The 19,286-nt window shown below is 61.8% G+C and carries 20 protein-coding genes and 3 tRNA genes; 8 read left to right on the top strand and 15 right to left on the bottom strand.

Translation table 11 applies throughout. The annotated features are described in order from the left end of the window. Nucleotides 1-39: 39 nt before the first annotated feature. From CVS27_RS08720 to CVS27_RS08705, 4 genes are all read right to left on the bottom strand, one after another. Nucleotides 40-318 (bottom strand): hypothetical protein, encoded by a 279-nt coding sequence (locus tag CVS27_RS08720; RefSeq protein WP_243399746.1) that lies wholly within the window; start codon nt 316-318, stop codon nt 40-42. 3 nt (nt 319-321) lie between these two features. Then, entirely contained in the window at nt 322-1,212 is an 891-nt protein-coding gene (locus CVS27_RS08715; protein ID WP_103465332.1) for a carbohydrate ABC transporter permease, read from the bottom strand. Continuing rightward, the gene (locus tag CVS27_RS08710) at nt 1,209-2,240 is read right to left on the bottom strand and encodes a carbohydrate ABC transporter permease (RefSeq protein WP_103465331.1); all 1,032 of its coding nucleotides are present in this window, start codon (nt 2,238-2,240) and stop codon (nt 1,209-1,211) included. The genes CVS27_RS08715 and CVS27_RS08710 overlap by 4 nt, the downstream gene beginning before the upstream one ends. 125 nt (nt 2,241-2,365) lie before the next feature. After that, nucleotides 2,366-3,658, bottom strand: a complete 1,293-nt coding sequence (locus CVS27_RS08705; protein WP_243399747.1) for an ABC transporter substrate-binding protein — start codon at nt 3,656-3,658, stop codon at nt 2,366-2,368. 145 nt (nt 3,659-3,803) lie between these two features. Here CVS27_RS08705 and CVS27_RS08700 point away from each other — a divergent pair, with 145 nt between their 5' ends. Next, nucleotides 3,804-5,534 carry a glycoside hydrolase family 13 protein gene (locus CVS27_RS08700; RefSeq protein WP_243400102.1) on the top strand — a complete coding sequence of 577 codons (1,731 nt, stop codon included), beginning with the start codon at nt 3,804-3,806 and terminating at the stop codon, nt 5,532-5,534. A gap of 62 nt (nt 5,535-5,596) precedes the next feature. On the opposite strand, the gene CVS27_RS08695 is transcribed toward CVS27_RS08700, so the two are convergent. From CVS27_RS08695 to CVS27_RS08655, 9 genes are all read right to left on the bottom strand, one after another. Beyond that, a complete protein-coding gene (locus CVS27_RS08695) occupies nt 5,597-5,884 on the bottom strand; it encodes a hypothetical protein (RefSeq protein ID WP_103465329.1) in 288 nt (95 codons plus the stop codon). Between the two features lie 70 nt (nt 5,885-5,954). Next, the gene (locus CVS27_RS08690; protein WP_103465328.1) at nt 5,955-6,575 is read right to left on the bottom strand and encodes a hypothetical protein; all 621 of its coding nucleotides are present in this window, start codon (nt 6,573-6,575) and stop codon (nt 5,955-5,957) included. After that, nucleotides 6,572-7,147 carry an Asp23/Gls24 family envelope stress response protein gene (locus tag CVS27_RS08685; RefSeq protein WP_103465327.1) on the bottom strand — a complete coding sequence of 192 codons (576 nt, stop codon included), beginning with the start codon at nt 7,145-7,147 and terminating at the stop codon, nt 6,572-6,574. The genes CVS27_RS08690 and CVS27_RS08685 overlap by 4 nt, the downstream gene beginning before the upstream one ends. Further along, nucleotides 7,144-7,536 (bottom strand): hypothetical protein, encoded by a 393-nt coding sequence (locus tag CVS27_RS08680; protein ID WP_207767480.1) that lies wholly within the window; start codon nt 7,534-7,536, stop codon nt 7,144-7,146. The genes CVS27_RS08685 and CVS27_RS08680 overlap by 4 nt, the downstream gene beginning before the upstream one ends. After that, nucleotides 7,533-7,724 (bottom strand): hypothetical protein, encoded by a 192-nt coding sequence (locus tag CVS27_RS08675; protein WP_103465326.1) that lies wholly within the window; start codon nt 7,722-7,724, stop codon nt 7,533-7,535. Before CVS27_RS08675 ends, CVS27_RS08680 begins: the two co-directional genes overlap by 4 nt. Beyond that, a complete protein-coding gene (locus CVS27_RS08670; protein WP_103465325.1) occupies nt 7,721-8,242 on the bottom strand; it encodes an Asp23/Gls24 family envelope stress response protein in 522 nt (173 codons plus the stop codon). The genes CVS27_RS08675 and CVS27_RS08670 overlap by 4 nt, the downstream gene beginning before the upstream one ends. Nucleotides 8,243-8,498: 256 nt before the next feature. Continuing rightward, nucleotides 8,499-8,574, bottom strand: a tRNA-Phe gene (locus CVS27_RS08665). Nucleotides 8,575-8,632: 58 nt separating this feature from the next. After that, nucleotides 8,633-8,706 (bottom strand) — tRNA-Asp (locus tag CVS27_RS08660). A 100-nt stretch (nt 8,707-8,806) separates the two neighbouring features. Continuing rightward, nucleotides 8,807-8,879, bottom strand: a tRNA-Glu gene (locus CVS27_RS08655). A gap of 141 nt (nt 8,880-9,020) precedes the next feature. Between CVS27_RS08655 and CVS27_RS08650 the strand changes: the two genes are divergently transcribed. Then, nucleotides 9,021-9,428, top strand: coding sequence for a metallopeptidase family protein (locus CVS27_RS08650; RefSeq protein WP_103465324.1), 408 nt, complete (start codon nt 9,021-9,023; stop codon nt 9,426-9,428). Nucleotides 9,429-9,600: 172 nt separating this feature from the next. Further along, nucleotides 9,601-11,046 carry a C40 family peptidase gene (locus CVS27_RS08645; protein WP_243400101.1) on the top strand — a complete coding sequence of 482 codons (1,446 nt, stop codon included), beginning with the start codon at nt 9,601-9,603 and terminating at the stop codon, nt 11,044-11,046. A gap of 70 nt (nt 11,047-11,116) precedes the next feature. On the opposite strand, the gene CVS27_RS08640 is transcribed toward CVS27_RS08645, so the two are convergent. Further along, entirely contained in the window at nt 11,117-12,121 is a 1,005-nt protein-coding gene (locus CVS27_RS08640; protein ID WP_103465322.1) for a universal stress protein, read from the bottom strand. A gap of 212 nt (nt 12,122-12,333) precedes the next feature. Between CVS27_RS08640 and CVS27_RS08635 the strand changes: the two genes are divergently transcribed. From CVS27_RS08635 to CVS27_RS08625, 3 genes are all read left to right on the top strand, one after another. Further along, a complete protein-coding gene (locus CVS27_RS08635) occupies nt 12,334-13,635 on the top strand; it encodes a type III PLP-dependent enzyme domain-containing protein (protein ID WP_103465321.1) in 1,302 nt (433 codons plus the stop codon). Then, entirely contained in the window at nt 13,632-14,939 is a 1,308-nt protein-coding gene (locus CVS27_RS08630; protein WP_103465320.1) for a D-arabinono-1,4-lactone oxidase, read from the top strand. Before CVS27_RS08635 ends, CVS27_RS08630 begins: the two co-directional genes overlap by 4 nt. A gap of 79 nt (nt 14,940-15,018) precedes the next feature. Then, a complete protein-coding gene (locus CVS27_RS08625; protein ID WP_103465319.1) occupies nt 15,019-15,666 on the top strand; it encodes an NAD(P)/FAD-dependent oxidoreductase in 648 nt (215 codons plus the stop codon). 55 nt (nt 15,667-15,721) lie between these two features. Here CVS27_RS08625 and CVS27_RS08620 read toward each other — a convergent pair whose 3' ends face one another. Further along, nucleotides 15,722-16,288 (bottom strand): copper resistance CopC family protein, encoded by a 567-nt coding sequence (locus tag CVS27_RS08620; RefSeq protein ID WP_103465318.1) that lies wholly within the window; start codon nt 16,286-16,288, stop codon nt 15,722-15,724. Between the two features lie 273 nt (nt 16,289-16,561). Here CVS27_RS08620 and CVS27_RS08615 point away from each other — a divergent pair, with 273 nt between their 5' ends. Next, on the top strand, nt 16,562-18,016 hold the full coding sequence (locus CVS27_RS08615; protein ID WP_103465317.1) for an NCS2 family permease: 1,455 nt from the start codon (nt 16,562-16,564) through the stop codon (nt 18,014-18,016). A 170-nt stretch (nt 18,017-18,186) separates the two neighbouring features. Next, entirely contained in the window at nt 18,187-19,140 is a 954-nt protein-coding gene (gene hutG, locus CVS27_RS08610) for a formimidoylglutamase (RefSeq protein ID WP_103465399.1), read from the top strand. The last annotated feature ends 146 nt before the right edge of the window (nt 19,141-19,286 follow it).

The raw sequence follows: 19,286 nt of genomic DNA, 5'->3' as shown, positions 1-19,286 counted from the left end.
GTCGGGCACTCGGCAATAGTGCCCGACGTCGGACATGCGCTACTGCGGTCGTCTGCCCCTCCGTGCAGGCAGCTTCCGGCGAAGCCGGATCATGCCCCACAGTCCCAAACAAACCAGCAACAATCCTAGCGCCCACATGAGTGCCGGCTCCCCCGTGATCTCCAGCCAGACCGTCACAGCAAAGAGCACAACCGCCCAAAACCCGAGAAAGCCGATGATGATGTCAAAGTCTTCGGCACTCTTTTGCTTGCTGGTGGGGATGTGCAGGCCTTCGCGCTTCTCCGGCTGCTTCGACTGCTTGCCTGTGGTGCCTTCCATGGCCTACTTCACCGCCCCTGCGGTCAGTCCTGCCACGATCTTGCGCTGGAATATCAGCACCAGGATCACCAGCGGAATGGTGACCACGGTGCCCGCCGCCATGACTGCCGTATACGGTTCCTGGTGGGGCTCGGCTCCGGCAAAGCGAGCGATGGCAACAGTGACCGTTTGGGTGGCGTCATTGGAGAGGATGCTGGCAATCAAGTACTCGTTCCAGGCCGCAATGAAGGCCAGGATCGCGGTGGTGAACACTGCCGGAGCCGCCAGCGGCATGATGATCCGCCGGAATGCCTGGCCCTGGGTGCATCCGTCGATGCGGGCAGCTTCCTCCAGCTCCCAGGGCATTTCCCGGAAGAAGGACGTCAGCGTGTAGACGGTCAGCGGCAGCACAAACGAGATGTTCGGAATGATCAGAGCCTGGTAGGTGCCGATCCAGCCAATGTTGCCAAACAGCTGGAACAGCGGGGTGACGATCGCAACGCCCGGGAACATGGATGCCCCGAGGATAACGCCCAGCACCAAGTACTTGCCCCGGAAAGTCAGCCGGGCCAGCGCGTACGCGGTGAACACACCAAAGATCAACGCCACAATGGTGGTGACACCGGCAATGAACAGCGAGTTCAACAGCGCCCGGTCCAGGTGGTTGCCCATCTCAGAGGAGAACGCCGTCTTGAAGTTGTCCAAGGTCACGTGCGTAAAGAACGGTGCCGAGTCGTAGGTGTAGCCAACTTCGCGGAAGGCCGTGACAATCATCCAGTAAACAGGCAGCAGACACCAGATGACGATGACGGCGGCACTGATGTACGTGCGGGCGCTTGCCCAGGTTTCCCGGCGTCGGGCCACCGACTTGGCAGCAGCGGTGTGGGACGCCACGGTTGAGGTTGTGGTGCTCATTTCATTTTCCCCTTTGCCCCGCCGCTGGCGGACTCAACAGCGTTGGCTCCGAGGAACCGCACAAAGATGAACGCCACGATGAAGATGATCAAGAAGGTGATGGTGGACAGAGCCGCGGCCGCATTGAAGCCGACACGAATCTGCTGGACCACCAGGATGGACAAGGTGGTGGTGCCATTGGCGCCGTTGGTCATGATGGCTGGCAGGTCGTACATGCGCAGGGCATCCAGGGTGCGGAACAAGATGGCCACCATGAGCGCCGGCTTGACCAGGGGCAAGGTGATGAGCCGGAACCGCTGCCATGCGGAGGCGCCGTCCACCTTGGCCGCCTCATACACCTCGGCGGGAATCATTTGGAGCCCGGCCAGGATGAGCAGCGCCATGAACGGTGTGGTCTTCCAGACATCGGCAATGATGATGGCCGCCTGTGCGGGGCCCTGACTGCCGGTCCACAGGATGTCAGTTTGGAACACGCTGTTGGCAATGCCGTCGAAGGCGAAAATGAAGAACCACAGCTTGGCGGTGACGGCGGTGGGAATGGCCCACGGCACCAGCACCGCTGCCCGCAGCACGGTACGGCCCCGGAAGGCGCGGGCCATGATGACTGCCATCCAAAAACCCAGGACGGTCTCGAAGAAGACTGTGACAACGGTGAAGAAGAAGGTGACACCCGTGGCGCTCCAGAATTGGGCGCCCAATGTTCCGGGCGGGCAGCTGGCAGGGCCCGTGGGCGTCTCACACTGTTGGAACAGCCAGTGAATGTAGTTGGCAAAGCCGGCGAACCCGCCGGCTACAAAACTCCCCGTCACCGGGTCAAGACCCTCGTCCTGCTGGAAGGACATATAGACGGCGTTGAGCACCGGGTACAAGATGACGATGGCTAGCACGATCAGGGTGGGTGCAACCAGCAGCGACGCTGCACGCCCCTGAGTCTTTTCCTTGCGGTCTTGGCCGACTTCCTTGTTCGCACCACCCTTGCGGGCTGTCTTTCGACCGGGGATCGCCCCCGGCTCAAGCTGTGTAGACATGCTACTTTCCTTTCACCACGACTCTGTGTGTGGCATCACGCGAGCGGTGATGCGAAGACTGGCACTGCGGCGTTCCCGGCGTGTTTGACCACTGCCGGGAACGCCGCCCGTGCGCTATTGACGGGTTACTTTGACCCCGCAGCGGCGATGGCCGCCTGCATGTCCGTCATAGCCTGATCAACACTCTTTGTCCCACTGATGGCGGCGAAACTGTTTTGCTGGATTGCCAAGGTCACGGCCGGGTAAAACGGCGTGACGGGCCGCGGCACAGCGTTCTGGATGGAGGTCAGCAGCACCGGCAGGTACGGAAGCTTTGCAACGAGCTCCGCATCGGTGTAAAGACTTTCCATCACCGGCGCCAGGGATCCCTGGGTCGCGTAGAACTTTTGTGTTTCTTCAGTGATCATGAAGGCCGTGAAGTCCTTGGCTGTGGCCTTGTATTTCGAGTCAACACTGATGGCCAGGCTGTGGCCACCCAATGTGGATGCGCCGGGGCCGTCCTTGCCGGGCAGCGGGGCAATCCCGAAGGTGTCCTTAACCGTGGATGATCCCTCCGACTTCGCTAGGTTGTACACGTACGGCCAGTTGCGCAGGAACATCAATTTCCCTTCCTCGAAGGAGATCCTGCCCTGCTCTTCCTGGTACGTCACCGCCTGCTTGGGGATGTTCCCGTCCTTGTACGCCTGCACCAGATTGGTCATCCCGGCCTTTGCCTCGGCGGTGTCCACCGTGGCCTTGCCGTCCTTGTCAACGATGGTGCCACCGGCGGTGTTGATGGCCTCGGCAACATTCACCGTCAGGCCCTCATACTGGGCAAACTGCCCGGCGTAGCAATCGATGCCCTTCTCCTTGGCGATGGGGCACATGGCCAACATTTCCTCCCACGTGGTGGGAGGGGTCGCAACCAGGTCCTTGCGGTAGTAAAGGATGCCGCCGTCGGAAGTCTGCGGCGCGGCGTACAGGGTGTCCTTGTAGGTTGCCGCCTCCACTGTTGCCGGCAAGAAGCCGGTGGTGTCGATCGCCATCTTGTCCTTGAGCGGCTGCAGCCAGCCCTTGGCGGCGAACTCTGCAGTCCACACCACGTCAACGCTGGCAACGTCATAGTCGCCGTTCTTGGCCTGGAAGCGCTGGACCAGGTCATCGTGCTGCTGGTCGGCCTTGTCAGTCTGCTCCTTGAAGGTGACAGTCTCGTTGGGGTGGGCCGCGTTCCACTTATCCACCAGCGGCCGGATCACCTCGGAGTTGTCCTTACCCTGAACGTAGGTGATGGGCCCGCGGGCGTCCAGGTTTTCCGACGCCGCACCGCCACCGCCGCCTTCTGTGCCGCCGCCCGTCCCGCCGCTACAGGCGGACAGGGCCATGGCGAGTGTCGCGGCAACAGCCAGCGGCATGTACATCCTTGAAATCTTGGTTCCCATGCTCATTCTCCTAAAGTGAAAATCCCGAGTTACAGCGCGCTGTTCATGTCGCTGATTGGGGTGGTGTAGCTCACACTAGTAAGATGTGATGCAATAGTGCAAGCGCTTACATCATTTCGTTACCGTTTTGTTTCAGGAGGAAACCATGACATCTTTTCAGCAGACAACGGCCACCCCATGGTGGGCCAGTGCCGTGATTTACCAGATTTACCCGCGCTCATTTGCCGATGGCAACGGTGATGGCATGGGCGATCTTCCAGGTGTTTCCGGCAAATTGGAGTATCTGGCCGAGCTGGGGGTGGACGCAGTTTGGTTGTCACCGTTCTACCTCTCACCCCAGGCCGACGCCGGTTATGACGTGGCAGATTACCGCCAGGTTGACCCCTTGTTTGGCGACCTTTCCGACTTTGACGAAATGCTGGCCAAGGCCCACAAGCTTGGCCTGCGCGTCATCGTGGACTTGGTCCCAAACCACACCTCCGACGAGCATGAGTGGTTCCAGGAAGCCCTGAACTCCCCCGAAGGATCGGCAGCCCGCAACCGTTACATCTTCCGCGATGGCAAGGGCGTTGACGGTAACGAGCCGCCGAATAATTGGCGGTCCATCTTTGGCGGCCCGGCTTGGACCCGTGTAGCGGAGGATGGCGCCCCGGGACACTGGTACCTGCACCTTTTCGACACCAAGCAACCCGATTTGAACTGGGATAACACTCAAGTCCATGCCGAAATGGAGTCCGTGCTCAGGTTCTGGCTGGACCGGGGCGTGGACGGTTTCCGTGTGGATGTGGCGCACGGGATGGTGAAGGCGCCCGGCCTTCCCGACTGGGACGGACTCTCGGCCATGGTCTCCGGCGACGAGGTCACTACAGACACGCCCCAACCCCCGGCCCGCCAGGAAAAGCCTGCCCTGGACCCGCCGTCGCCGTTCTTTGACCAGGACGGTGTCCATGAGATTTACCGGGCTTGGAACCGTGTCCTGAAGGAGTACGACGGCGACCGCATGTTGGTTGCCGAAGCTTGGGTTGAGCAGCCGGAAAGGTTGGCCTTGTACGTCCGCCCGGACGAGATGCAGCAGGCCTTTAACTTTGAGTTTCTGCTGGCTGGGTGGGATGCCGAACGCATCGCCTCGGCCGTGGAGGACTCCTTGGCGGCCAACGCGAGCGTCGGCGCACCGACCACCTGGGTGCTGTCCAACCATGACACTGTCCGCCACCCTTCCCGCTTTGGCCTGAAGGACCCAACAACGTTTCCCAAGGGGATCAGCGCCGCGGACGAACAACCGGATGACGCTCTGGGGCTGGCTCGCGCCCGCGCGGCAACTCTGTTGATGCTTGCTTTGCCGGGCTCCGCTTACCTGTACCAGGGCGAGGAACTTGGCTTGCCCGAGCACACAGCCTTGGATGCCTCTGTGCGCCAGGATCCGTCCTTCTTCCGCACCAACGGGGTTGAACGTGGCCGTGACGGCTGCCGGGTCCCGCTGCCATGGAAGGCAGGCGAACTGGGGTACGGATTTAGTTCCGCCGCCACCTCACAGGAGCCGTCCACGCAGCCCTGGCTGCCGCAGCCAGAGTCCTTTGCCAGCTATGCCGCGGATGTGGAAGCCGGTGTAACCGGGTCCACCCTGGAGATGTACCGCGACGCCTTGAAACTGCGGTCAGAACATCGGCTGGGCCAAGGCACGCACACTTGGGCGCCTGAACACGATCCCGCGTCAGGCATTGTTGCTTTTAGTAACGGCGCAATAACTGCCATGGGCAACGTCAGCGTTGTTCCGGTTGAGCTGCCGGCGGGGGCCCAAGTGGTGATGTCCAGCGGAGTGGAAGCTGTTGCCAACACAATGTTGGCGCCAAACTCGGCCGTGTGGGTGACCCGGTAAAAAATGCGGCGAGCCCGGGGCCATCAGCCCCGAGCTCGCCGCAATTACAAGTAGCTCTGTGCTTACTTGTCGTGCTTAAAGATGCCGGCAATTTTTGCGCCAAGACCCTTGGCGTGCTCCACGGCGTCCCCGGCGAATTCCTTCACATTCTCCGCAGCATCTTCCGTGAATTCCTTCACGTTCTCTACTGTTTCGCCCGCGAATTCCTTAATGTTCTCGCCCGCATCGCCGGCAAATTCCTTCGCCTTTTCGGTGGCGTCCGCGGCAACGTCCTTAACCTTCCCGGCTGCATCGCCAGCAAAATGCTTGGCTGCGTCGACAGCCGAATTCTCGGAATTGTTCTCAGACATGCTTTTCTCCCCTGCAGTTGACGTGCTCCCCCAAGTACTCTTGCACCTGGGGGTGGTGATGAAAGTTACCCTAGCGGACTCTTTCGGCTTTAGTGAACCGTGACCGGGCCGCACTGCCGATGCTCAGCACTACGGGGACCTCGAACCCCAATAACTCATCCAAGGCCACCACGAGCTCCGCTATTTCATGGGCCAGAAGATGCGGGGATACTCCCTGCCGCGGCAGGACACGCACCTTCAGTGCTGTTTGTTGGCGGAAGTCATAACTCGTCACGGAAACACCAAACACATCTGTACGCTCCAACAACGCGCTCTTGAGCGCCTGCTCAGCCACGGCGCAACTGAGCCGGACAGCCCCGGCGGCCCCGTCGTCGTCCGCGGTGCCGGAAATGTCCAGCAGGGTGTTGGCGCGGCCGTTTCCTTGGCTGGAAATCCACGAAATCATGACAATGACTATCACCAGCAACAGCGCGGCCACACCAAACCAAACCCAGCTTTGGGAGGTCAGGATCAGCCGCGAATGCTCCGCGTAGTCACGCAGCCACGCCACCTGGTTGTGCGCATAGTTTTGCCACCACGTGGCAGCTGAGGGAACTGCCACCAGCACGATCAGGCCGGCTCCGGCTGCCAGCAGGATCAGGCCGATGAGGCTCAGCAGAAATCTATTGAGTCCGCGGGGTGTGCCGTTCATACTCCAATCACCCCGCTCGATGCCAATTTCACAGTCACTGCCGGTCGAGGGTCCAGCTCCATGTCAGCCAGCTGGGACTCAACTGCCGCCTGAATCTTTTGCTCCGACAAACGGATCCCCGATGTGGGCCGGACGTTGACCTGCACGAGGCGCGCCGAGACTACCACCATGACTTGTTCGCGGGTAACACCTGCCGCCACGCGGGCACACTTGGCCAGGGCGGAGGCTATGACCTCGTCATCGACCACAATGGCCACCCGCGGGTTGTCAATGACGTGCCGTGGCCGCCGTCCCGGAAGCAGCCCGTTGCCCAAGAAAATCAAGCCCACCAAGGCCATCAGGAATCCTGCTGCGCCGAGCAGGATCTGCGGGTAGGGCCCCGGCAGATCGGCAATCCAGGTGAGGGCGTCGAGGGGATGCACCAGCCAGGCTGGCTGACCCAGCGCAGCCAAAACAGACTCCAACAAGGCGTAAATGGCCGCCAATGCGACCAGAATTGCTGCCACCACGGACCAACCCGAGCGCGGCGAGTGGGTTTCCCTGCGAAGCACCCGCGTCATGAAATCGCTCATGAAACCCTCCCGTCATCGCGCGTCAAGAGGGCGGAGATGCGTACGTCCACCCGGCTCACCTGGGATCCGGTCAGATACTCGACTTGGGCCAGGATGCGCGCCTTGGCAGCCGTGGCCCGGGCCAAGACGCTGCCACCGCTCCTAGCCACCCGGTCGGGGTTGCGCAACACCTCGTGAAGAGCCGGGGCACCCATGGGTGCGGAAATGGCGAGAGCCAGCGCCCCGGCGTCGTCGGAGAAACTCACCCGCACCTGCGCGGGCGGCACGGCAAGGGCTTCAGCAGCAGCAACCTTGGCCACTGATGTCAGGGCCTGGGTGCTGACGCGATTGTGCCCGGCCAGCCCAGCCGTCCCCGGGGCCTCGGCAGGGCGCTGCGCATTTTCACTCACGACGACGAACGGCGGCCGGTGAGGGCATCGAGGACACCGCGCCAATCAAGTTTTCCGCCGGCCGCGCGGCCCACAATGGCGCCAATGGCTATGAACAGTGCCGCGACCACGAACCCCCAAAACCCGAAGGCGAAAGCCATGAACGCCAAAAATGCACCAAATGCCGCGCACACTATGCTCAGACTCATGCCGATTCTCCTGCTTCTTTTGAAAGATGTACGCCAGGTTCCGTGGCCTCAGTGCTTGAGGGTTTAACGGCAGCGCCCAGGCGTTCGGTAAGCCGGGTGCGTGCGGCTGGCTTTTCCGCCTCAGCCGTGGGGATGTAAACATCTGTGATTTCAATGTTCACCTCGATGACGCTGCGTCCCACCAAGTCCTCCACCGCTGCATAAACGGCGCTGCGGACTGAATTGGCCAGGCTTTGCAGGGGGTAGCCGTACTCGGCCATCAAGATGATGTCCACTGCCACCTGGGATTCGCCCACCTCTACCCGCACGCCTTGAGTCAGGTCCGTGGCGCCCACCACCTCGCGAATGGCACCGATGGACCGTGAAGTCCCCGAGCCAAGGGCATGGACTCCCGCAACACCGCGAGCAGCAATACCAACGACTTTGGCCACAGCTGTTTCGGCAATGACAGTGCGCCCCTGGGTTTCCTCGGCGCTGGTGGTGGTTGGAATCTGTGACGACTGGTTGTGCAAGTCCATGAACGGGCCCTTTCTGTTTCCTTTACGGTAAGCCTATGCACCGAAAAGTTGAGGGGCAACGCCGCGAAGGATCGCAAACATCTACAAAAGAGATCTGTTTCCCGGGCAATCTTTTATTTATGGAGCAATGAATGGGGCCGGGCGTCTTCTTCAAAAGCTGACACCAATATGGCTCTGTGATCACAATCATGCGTTCAGAGGTGCTCGGCCGGGTTCCTTGTTAAACTAGAAAGACCCCGATTTCTCGGGGTCTTACTGGTGGCTCCGACCGGCGTCGATCCGGTGACCTTTCGATTTTCAGTCGAACGCTCTACCAACTGAGCTACAGAGCCTTGGTGATCTGAAAATCCTCGTCACCAGATTCCCTTGAACTAGCCAAGACAACCTAAGCGACCCTGACGGGACTCGAACCCGCGACCTCCGCCGTGACAGGGCGGCGCGCTAACCAACTGCGCTACAGGGCCATACTCGATACTGCTTTTTGTTTCCTTCACCCTCTCGAGTGATTTTCACGAGTTATAGCGTACCAGCTTTTTTCTCAGCCGATTACCACTCACTCGCAAGTACCCCCAACGGGATTCGAACCCGTGCCGCCGCCGTGAAAGGGCGGTGTCCTAGGCCGCTAGACGATGGGGGCCTAAGTCTGCTTCTTTTCCGCTGCGTTGTTTCCAGCGCTTCGGTCCGAAGTGGACTCCAAAAACTATAGGGGCATTTTGCCCAGAACGCAAAACGAGCGTCTGGGGCCCCTTTTCAAGGCCAAGCTCACTAGGCTGAAAGCATGCATGAGAATCCCCTGGCCGGCATCCCCCACTTTGGCTCCTTTGCCATGACTGAGACGGAATTTGATGCCGCGGTTCAGGCCGCCATCGTCCGGATCCCGGCAGCGCTGCGGGCCCAGATGGACAACGTGGTGATTTTCATTTCCGAGGACTATACCCCCGGACTTGGTGAGCATCCGGACACCGTGCTGCTGGGGCTCTATGAGGGCGTACCGCTGACAGAACGTGGCGACGGGCTGGAATCGGGTTCGCTGCCGGATCGGATCACCATCTTCCGCCAGCCCATCCTGGAGATTTGCACGAGTGCCGAGGACGTCATCCACGAGGTCATGGTGACTGTTACCCATGAAATCGCCCATCACTTCGGCATCGGTGACGAGCGCTTGCATGAACTTGGCTGGGGCTAAATCACAACCTTGTAGTTCTTGATGCTGGTGTTACTGGTGTTGCCAAAGCGTTTAGAGTGGCCGTAGTGTCAGATCTGTTGTGCCAATCCACCCGCGAAATTCCGCGAAAACTGGCCCAGCTCGGTGAGCTTTTCAATAGCCCCCACTTTCCGCTCCACAGTAAGGCAACTGGATGAGAATGCGCTTTCTAATTCGTGGCACCACGGCCTTGAGCTGCGCCGCCCTGGCTTCCACGGCCTTCATCGCCCCGTCATTTGCCTCCCCCGCCGCCATCTCAGCCAACACCATCTCAGCCAGCACGGCGGCGCTCCTTGGCACGGCATTGCAACCCTTCAGTCCTGCCATTCCCAGCCCGGACGACATAGCAAAAGCCAAGGAATCCGAGGCTGCCACGGCCACTGCATCGGCCAAGCTGGAGGCAATTCTCAGCTCCGCCAATGACCGCCTGCAGGCATCCACACTGGTAGCCATGGGCGCCAACAACACCTATACGGATGCCCTGGTGATCCTTGAAGAGCGCACAGCTGATGCCGAAACGGCCACGGCAAAGGCCGCCGAAGCCACCAGCGCTCACAAGAACGCCAAGGCCCAACTGGCACAGCTCGCCGGCAGCCTCTACAAGAGCGGCGGATTGGATTTGGGAGTTCAGACCATCCTGGCCAGCTCAGATGCCGATGACACCCTGTACCAGGCCTCAACCCTCCTGGCCCTGAGCGCCAATCGCGCGCACACTTTTGCTGCAGCCCAGGCCGCAGCAGCCACCTCCACGGCCTTGAACGCCCAAGCCGAGGCAGCTAGCAAGGCAGCGCAGGACGCCACGGCAGCCGCTGAATCCTCCCGCACGCAGGCGCAGGGAGCTGCTGACGCCCAGGCCGCCGTCGTGGCTGAGAATCAAAGCCAACGCGAGGTCTTGTTGCAAAGGCTGGCGACGCTGCACAACACCACCTCGGCACTTGAAGGCGCCCGCGTGGACGCGCTGGCCCGCAAGGCGCAGGAGGAGGCGCTGAAGGCCCAAATTGATGCCTCCACCAACGCCCCCGCTCCTGAGCGGCCGCCAGCTGTGGCGCCCAAGCCGTCAGTACCCAATCCATCAGTGCCCAACCCGCCTGCACCTCAGCCACCCGCACCAAACCCGCCTGCACCGAAACCTCCGGCACCCACCACTCCCCCGCCCGTGGCGCCGCCGGTCAAGCCACCGGTGGTTCCACCCGTGGAGACGCCGAAGCCAACCCCGCCGCCGTCGGGCTCCTACACCCAGGTCATGGTGAATTACGCCATGTCCAAGGTTGGCGGGCCGTACCAGTGGGGTGGCAACGGTCCCACCGCGTTTGACTGCTCCGGACTGGTTCAGCAGGCGTTTGCTTCCGCCGGAATCTCAGTGCCGCGTCAAGGCACCGACCAGTTCTGGGCTGCCCCGCAGCGCGTGCCGCTTTCACAAATGCGGTACGGGGACCTGCTGGTTTTCAATGACAATGGGGCAGGCCAGTTCACCCACATCGCCATCTACATTGGCAACAACCAGGTGGTCCAGGCACTGAACCCCAATCAACCTATCCAGGTCACCCCCTTGTCGTGGATGTCAACCATGAGCCTCTTCCCCTACGCAGCCAGGTACTAAATCTGCTTTGAAACACGAAGGGCCCCGGCGCAGTCAATGCGCTGGGGCCCTTGTTGTGATGGTCGCTGAGCTAGGCCTGCAGGAGTGGGCCAAACGCCGAGCGGTCGTCCTGGCGCGGATCTTCACGGTCCCGGACCACCATGATGGGCCCCTTGGCGTGGTGGCGGACGCCGTCGGTGGTGGAGCCGAGCATCATGCCGGCAAAGCCACCGCGGCCCCTGGTGCCCAAGACCACCAATTCCGAGGTCTCCGAGGCCTTCACCAGCTCCTCCACGGCCGACCCTTCAATGAGCGCAACCTCAATGGGCAGCTTGGGGAAATGGCTGCGGATCCACTTCTCACCGGCGTCGAGCTGCTGCTGAATCTCGGTAAACAGCGCTTCACGGTCCACCGGCGCTGGCATCCAGGCGAGTGAGCCCGTGTATGGCTTGACGGCGCAAATGATGCGCAGTGTGGCGCCGGAGCGTTCGGCTTGTTCGGCAGCGAGCAGAACGGCGTAGCGTGCATGCGCGGACCCGTCCACGCCCACAGTGACAACGTTTTCAATCACGGGGGCGGGCTTGTCGCTCGGGGCACCTTCGCCCAAGCGACGTGCACAGCTTAGGGGCACGGTGACTGTGGGGCACTTCGCGTGGGCCGGCAGTGCGGAGCTGACGCTGCCAAGGAGACGGCCAATGAAGCCACCGCGGCCCCGTGAGCCAAACACCAGCAATTGCGCCGATTCGCTCAACTCCAGCAGAACCCCTGCAGCGTCACCGTTTTCAACCCGGGCATCCATGGCCACGTCCAAGTGCGCCACTTTCGCGGCAGCCTCGCGAAGGACAGCCTCCGCGCCTTGGCGGATGACGTCGTCGTCCACGGTGGCGTAACCGCCATCTAGCCCCGAGGCGGCGAATATGGGGACTGTGTAGGCGGTAACAAGGTGCAGCGGGAGGTTGCGGAGCTTGGCTTGGCGGGCGGCCCAAATCAACGCGCAATTGCTTTGATCCGAACCGTCGATTCCCACCACGATCCCTGTGGGGGCCGGGATGGATTCAGGTGTTGCGTCCTGCGGTGATTGCTCTGGGGTGCTCATGCTGCGCCTCCTTGTTCAGCTTGCTGCAAGGGGTGAGAACGCCATGACGCCTCCCCTTCGCGGCCTGTACCTGTGACTATTGCTGTTTAGGCCTAGCGCGTCAAGTTATCCCCGCCGGGCCGCGTGACATGGCGCGTAATCTGCGGCCATACCCCGGGACTGCCCACTTGTGGAAGAGTGAGAGCAATATCACCTTTTGAGAGTGGGCATCCATGCTGCAGCTTCTTGGGACGGCCGTGACACGCGGGCAAAACGGCAACCTTGCCGCCCCACCAGGGAACTGGGCCAACGCCAGTACCGCCTGCGCCGGCCTTCCGGCTCCGCTGGCGGTACTGGATGTTCAGGCACTTTCCTTCAATGCCGGTTCCCTGCTGCGCCGGGCTGCGGGCAAGCCCATCCGCGTTGCCAGCAAATCCATCCGCTCCAAGGAAGTGCTGCGTGCGGTGCTCGCACAGGATGGCTTTTCCGGCATTCTGGGATTCACACTGCCCGAGGCCTTGTGGCTGGCAGCGGACCCCTCAGATGTTTTTGACGATGTGGTGGTTGCTTACCCCACAGCGGATGGGCAAGCCTTGCGTGCTCTGGCTGTGGACCCGGTGGCCTGCGAGCGCATCACCTTGATGGTTGATTCCACCGAGCACCTTGCGTGGATGGCGGCCACGCTGGCCGATGTCACCCCGGCAGCTCCCATCCGGCTCTGCCTGGACCTTGACGTGTCGTGGCGGCCCAGCGTGCAAGGACGGTCATTGGGGCATATTGGTGTGCGCCGATCGCCGGTGCGCACCGGCGCGGAGGCCATTGCTCTGACCCTGCACATCAACTCGCATCAGCGCGGCGGCGTCAAGCTCTTCACGCTGGTGGGCCTCATGGGCTATGAAGCCCAGATTGCGGGTCTGCAGGACACTGCGCACACTGGCAACAAGGCCGCAGATCTGGCCAAGTCGCAGATTTTGCGGCAGATTCAGCGGTCCTCGATGGCAGAAATCATCCACCGCCGCGGCAACATTGTGGCGGCCGTGCGCAATGTGACCGATCTTGAGTTCGTCAACGGCGGCGGCACCGGCAGCTTGGAGCTGACAACTGCGGATTCTTCGGTAACGGAACTGGCGGCAGGTTCGGGCTTGTTTGGGCCCACACTTTTTGATGGCTACTCCCGCTTTGAGCCTGCCCATGCCGTGGGGTTTGCGGCTCCCGTGGTCAGGCGTCCGGCCCCCGACATGGTCACGGTTCTGGGCGGTGGTTGGATTGCTTCCGGCCCGCCCGGGGCTGACAGATCACCCGTTCCCGTCCACCCGCCGGGCCTGTCCCTGCTGGGCGCCGAGGGGGCCGGCGAGGTGCAGACTCCCTTGCGGGGTGCTGCCGCCGCCCAACTGCGCCTTGGCGACAACGTTTGGTTCCGCCATGCCAAGTCCGGCGAGGTCTGCGAGCACGTGGATGCGTTGGAGATGCTCGACGGCGGCAACAGGGTGGGCACGGCGCTCACCTACCGTGGTGAAGGAAAGGCTTTTGTATGAGTGAGTGGCGCAATTGGGCGCGGGACCAGCGCTGCACGCCCAGCTCTGTTGAGCGGCCCAGCACTGTTGCCGACGTTTCGGCATTGGTGATGGCAGCCGCAGAGTCCGGCACCACCATCAAGGCGGTGGGCGCAGGGCACAGTTTTACCGACATTGCCCTGAGCAGCGGGGTGCAACTGCGTCTGGACGGCATCAGCGGGCTGCTCAGGGTGGACAGGGCCGCCAAATTGGCCACTGTGGCGGGAGGTACTCGCCTGCATGAAATTCCGTCCCTCCTGAAGCCCTACGGCCTGGCCATGGAGAATCTTGGCGACATTGACAGGCAGTCCATTGCCGGCGCCATCTCCACGGGCACTCATGGCACGGGGTTGAGGTTTGGCGGCATTGCCACCCAGGTGCGCGCGCTGACCCTGGTGAGTGGATCCGGCGAGGTGTTGCATTGTTCTGAATCTGAGAATGCCGAAATATTTTCGGTGGCCCGGGTGGGCCTGGGCGCCCTGGGCATCATCACCTCGGTGACGCTGCAATGCGTGGATGCCTTCATGCTGCACGCGGTGGAGCGGCCTGAACCGCTTGCGGGTGTTTTGGAATCCTTGTCCGAACGCCAGCTCACGTCCGATCATTTTGAGTTTTATTGGTTCCCGCACACGCAGATGGCGTTGACCAAGACCAATACCCGGCACCCGCCAGGTGCCCTGCCCCAGGGCGCGGCACCCTTGTCCGCCAGGGCCCGCCTGGTGGATGACATCCTGGTCTCCAACACATTGTTCTCCGCCCTGTGCAATGTCACCGGCAAGGTGCCCTCGACCATCCCGAAAGTCAATGGCATGGCCTCGAAGTTGACGGGTAACAGGGAGTTTGGCGGCGCCTCCCACTCGGTGTTCGCCACGCAGAGAACCGTGCGGTTTAGGGAAATGGAGTACGCATTTGCGCTGGAGACCATTCCCGCCGTGCTGGGCGAACTCGATGCCATGATTGCGCGCAAGGGCCTGAACATTTCTTTTCCCGTGGAGGTGCGCAGCGCAGCCGCTGACAACATTGCCCTCTCCACGGCTTACGACCGGGCAAGCGGGTACGTTGCCATCCACCAGCACATCAAAACGGCACCCTATGAGTACTTCAAGGCGGCGGAAGAAATCTTCACAGCACACGGCGGGAGGCCCCATTGGGGCAAGTGGCATTTTCTCCAATCGAAAGACTTGGACAGGCTCTATCCAGACCTTGAAAAGTTCTGTAGGGTTCGAGATGTTCTCGATCACAAGCGGGTGTTCAGTAACGCCTATTTAGACCGGGTTCTGCTCTAATTCCCATCGCAACACCAACACGGCCGTGGCTCTTGGCCGTGCCCTGTAAGTTCTCCTACCGTTCGAGGAGGCATTTGCTATGAAGGCTGCGTCTTTTGCTGCCACACCGCACTTCACCAGTGCTGCGCTTGATCTTGCTGACGCCCCCGTGCACGGCTCTGCCGAAAACACCTCCACCATTGTGATTGGATCCGGGTTCTCAGCCCTGGCGGTGGCAGCCGAACTCAACAGGCAGGGTGTCAAGGCCATTGTGGTGGAAACCTTCTCCCCGCTGAAACAGCACTCACCGCCGGCGACCACAACGGGCGGCATCAGCTTGGCCGCGTTGAATGAGCGCAGCGAAATCTTGCGGCTCCTGGAGAACTACGCCCGCCGCCACGAGCTGGACATCCGCCCTTCAACCCAGGCCCTGTCCCTGACCCGCAACCACGGATCCGTTCGGGCTAACCCGCACTGGACAGTCCACACGGCCACGGGAACGTTGAGCGCCCACAACATCGTCTTTACCCGCGGCGCCTTGAACCAGCTGCGGCGCGTCCTGCACGGCCTGGGTGTCACAAAAGCAACCGAGCTGCGCACCGGGATGCATGCCCTGGGGTTGTATTTAGTGGGTGTGGGCGATCTGGTCATCCCCTCCACACAGGAGATCCTGCACCAAGCCAAGCGCGCCGGCGCATCCATCTCGTCCCGGGTGGCTGTCCGGGAGACGGGCCTGGCACTGGCCTAGTGCGGCGGCCCGCAGGGGCGGGTCCCCACCCAGCACCCCAGCGGCCCCGCAGCGGCTACTCTTCGCTGGACAAACGGCGTCGTGCAACAACCACCATGGCCACCACCACAACGATCAAGGCACCAATCAAGGCAAAGACACTCCACGGCACGGAGGAATTGTCCTGAACCGGCGCAGGGGCGGCTTCGGTAGGAGCTTGGACGGACTGGAGCGGTCCGGCACCCACGGCCTGGCCAGCTGTTGCGGCGGTGGCGGCGAAGCTGAATTCGCCCTCAATGGGATGCGAATCCGAGGAGACCAGACGCCACTTGACGGTGTACTTTCCGGCCGGGGCCCCGGGGCGGACAGCCTGAGTGGCCACCGTGTCCAGCACCGCAACATCACCCTCTGCCCAGTTGCGGCCGGTCTCGTCAAGAAGCAAAACCTGGGAACCAATGACGGCAGGGCTGTTGTTCATGGTGATTTGGATTTTGTCAGGAACGCTCGCCACCGTGGACCCGTCGGCAGGGTTCGTCCCCGTGACGGCGTCGTGCGCCAAAGCAGCTGTGGATGACCCCAATACGATCAACAATGCAGCCAGGACGGCCGCGAAAGTGCGTCTCAACCGAGTTTGGGGTGTCATATTCGTCTCAATCGGCCGAAGACGTACGGGACTCTTCACAGCGTGGGTTCCTTTGTTCGATGGAGCGCTCGATCCTCACGGTATCCCAAAAACATGAGAGTTTCCTGCGGAAGTCAGGCGTTTGCTGCCGCCGCACAGGGAATAGGGTGATCACGCCGTGCGGGGAAATGCTGGAAAAGCCCACCCTGCTCCACTATGCTGCGCCCGCTCGTTACCAGCTAGTATTTCCTCGAATAACTTAATTTCATTTCACTTCGCCCGGAGGGCTCTTACATGGCTAGCAAAACGGACGTCCGGCTGTCCGCTGTTGACAAATATTTCATGATCACGGCCCGTGGCTCCAACTACTCGCGAGAGATCCGCGGCGGTTTCGCCACGTTCTTCGCGATGAGCTACATTGTGGTGCTCAACCCGCTGATCCTGGGCGGCGCTGATTCCACTGGCGGCGAGCTGGGCCTGGAACGCGTTGCAGCTGTCACGGCATTTGTGGCCGGTATTTTGACCATCATCATGGGCGCCTGGGCAAAGCACCCCTTCGCCCTTGCTGCCGGCCTTGGCGTCAACGCGTTTGTTGCCGTCACCGTGGCAACCCACCCCGGACTGACTTGGCCGGACATGATGGGCTTGGTGGTCCTCTCCGGCATCACCATGTTTATTCTGGTGCTCACAGGGTTCCGAACTGCCGTGTTCAAGGCGGTCCCCGAGGGGCTCAAAACTGCCATTGTGGTGGGCATTGGCATGTTCATTGCCCTCATTGGTTTGGTCAATGCAGGCTTTGTCCGCCGCATCCCGGACGTTGCGGGCACCACCGTTCCCGTTGGTCTCGGTTTTGACGGCAAGCTCATGGGCTGGCCCACGCTGGTGTTTGTTGTTGGCTTGGTGCTGACTATCGGCTTGGTGGTCCGCAAGGTCAAGGGCGCCATCTTGATTGGCATCGTAGTTTCCACGATCTTGGCCAACATCCTGGAAATGACGCTTCATATTGGTCCCTCCTTTGACGGCACCACGTCCAACCCGCAGGGCTGGTCCCTGGTTTCGCCGCAGCTCTCCCAGTGGTCAATGCCTGATTTGTCCCTGCTGGGCCAGGTGAACCTCTTTGGTGCGTTCAGCAAGTTGGGCGCCCTGGCTGCTGTTCTGCTGGCGTTTGTGATCCTGCTCAGCATCTTCTTCGATGCCATGGGCACCATGGTGGGCCTTGCTGCCGAGGCCGGCTCCGTGGACAAGGACGGCAACATCCCCAACGTTGACCGCGTGCTGTTGGTCGACGCTTTTGGCGCCATTGCCGGTGGCGGCGCATCAGCGTCCTCCAACCAGATCTACGTGGAATCCGGCGCCGGCATTGGTGAAGGCGCCCGAACAGGGCTGGCCTCGGTGGTGACTGGTTTGCTGCTGATCATGGCCATGTTTGTCACCCCGCTGATCAAGCTGGTTCCCTTTGAGGCTGTTGCCCCCGCACTAGTTGTGGTTGGTTTCATGATGGTCTCCCAGGTGGGCAAGATCGACTGGTCCGACTGGGGCATTGGCATTCCCGCCTTCCTGACGTTCACCCTGATGCCGTTCACCTACTCCATCGCCAACGGCCTGGGCGCCGGTTTCATCGCGTTCGTGCTGATCCGTTTGTTCCAGGGCCGCGCCAAGGAAATCCACCCCTTGATGTGGGCCGTTGCCGGAGCCTTCCTGCTGTTCTTCGGCATCGGCACAGTGGAAGCACTGTTCGGGATCAAGTAGCCCCCTTCTCCAACTGACCCGCAGAAAACGCCGAAAATTCACGATTTTGATGAGTTTTACGGCGTTTTCTGCGGGTCAGTTCTGTTTTCTGTGGGGCCGAATCTGCCATGCCAGACGCCGCGGGCCCCGCTGGACTGGCGCCGGGCGCGCCCGTGCTGTTCGCTGGGAGCATGGACTTTTCTGCTCTCACCATTGACACGCCAGCAACCCCTTGGACGGGAAGGAACGACGGCGATTCCCCCGCCCACCGCCGCTGGTGGCAAGCGGTGGGAACCACAGGCCGGTCTTCTCTGGACGCCACACTTCCCGGGCCGGCTGCCTTGCTGGGCTTTTGTTCCGATGCCGGCGTGCTGCGCAACCACGGCCGCACTGGTGCCGCCACGGGCCCTGCCTCCATCCGCGCTGCGCTGGGTTCCCTGGCGTTCCACGGCACCCGCAGCGTCAGCGATGTGGGCGACGTGGTGGTTTCCGGCGACGCCCTCGAGCAGGGCCAATCCAAGGTCGGTTCAGCTCTCACTCGCCTGCTCGACGCCGGATACCTCACCCTGGTGCTGGGCGGCGGCCACGAAACAGCCTATGCCAGCTATTTGGGGGTGGCCGGTACTGCGGCCGTGGCCAATGGCGCCCGTTTGGGCGTGCTGAACCTTGACGCCCACTTTGATCTACGCCAAGCGCCGGCTCCCAGTTCGGGCACGCCGTTCCTGCAGATGGCCCACGCCGAGGCCGCCGCCGGGCGGGAACTCAATTACGCCGTCGTGGGCATCAGCGAACCCAACAACACGCGCACCCTTTTTGATACGGCCCACAGCCTGGACGTGAAGTACCTGCTGGATGAGGATTGCTCCGGCGAGCGCACGGCAGCCTTTGTGTCCTCGTTCCTGGAGACCGTGGACATTGTGTACCTGACCATCGATCTGGACGTACTGCCGGCAGCCGTGGCTCCCGGCGTGAGCGCCCCGGCAGCCTACGGCGTGCCGCTACCGGTGATCGCAGCCGTGTGCCGTCAGGTGGCCGCCAGCGGGAAACTGTTCCACTGTGATGTGGCGGAGCTGAACCCGGAGTTCGACATCGACAACCGGACAGCCAAAGTGGCTGCCCGGCTGATCGACACCCTGCTGCGCTAAAGCCCCAAACAAACTGACCCGCAGTAGTGCCCACCCGCTCTCCGGTCTCGTGCCTCGCCCGGGCCCGTCGCGTGCGTGGGGCCGCAGAAAACGCCGAAAATCGCGGGTTCTACTGGTCGTTGGTGGGCCGCTTCGCCGCGCCAGGG

The sequence above is a fragment of the Arthrobacter glacialis genome, assembly GCF_002909445.1.
GTDB classification, from domain to species: domain Bacteria; phylum Actinomycetota; class Actinomycetes; order Actinomycetales; family Micrococcaceae; genus Specibacter; species Specibacter glacialis.
This window is presented reverse-complemented; position numbering and strand designations above follow the sequence as displayed.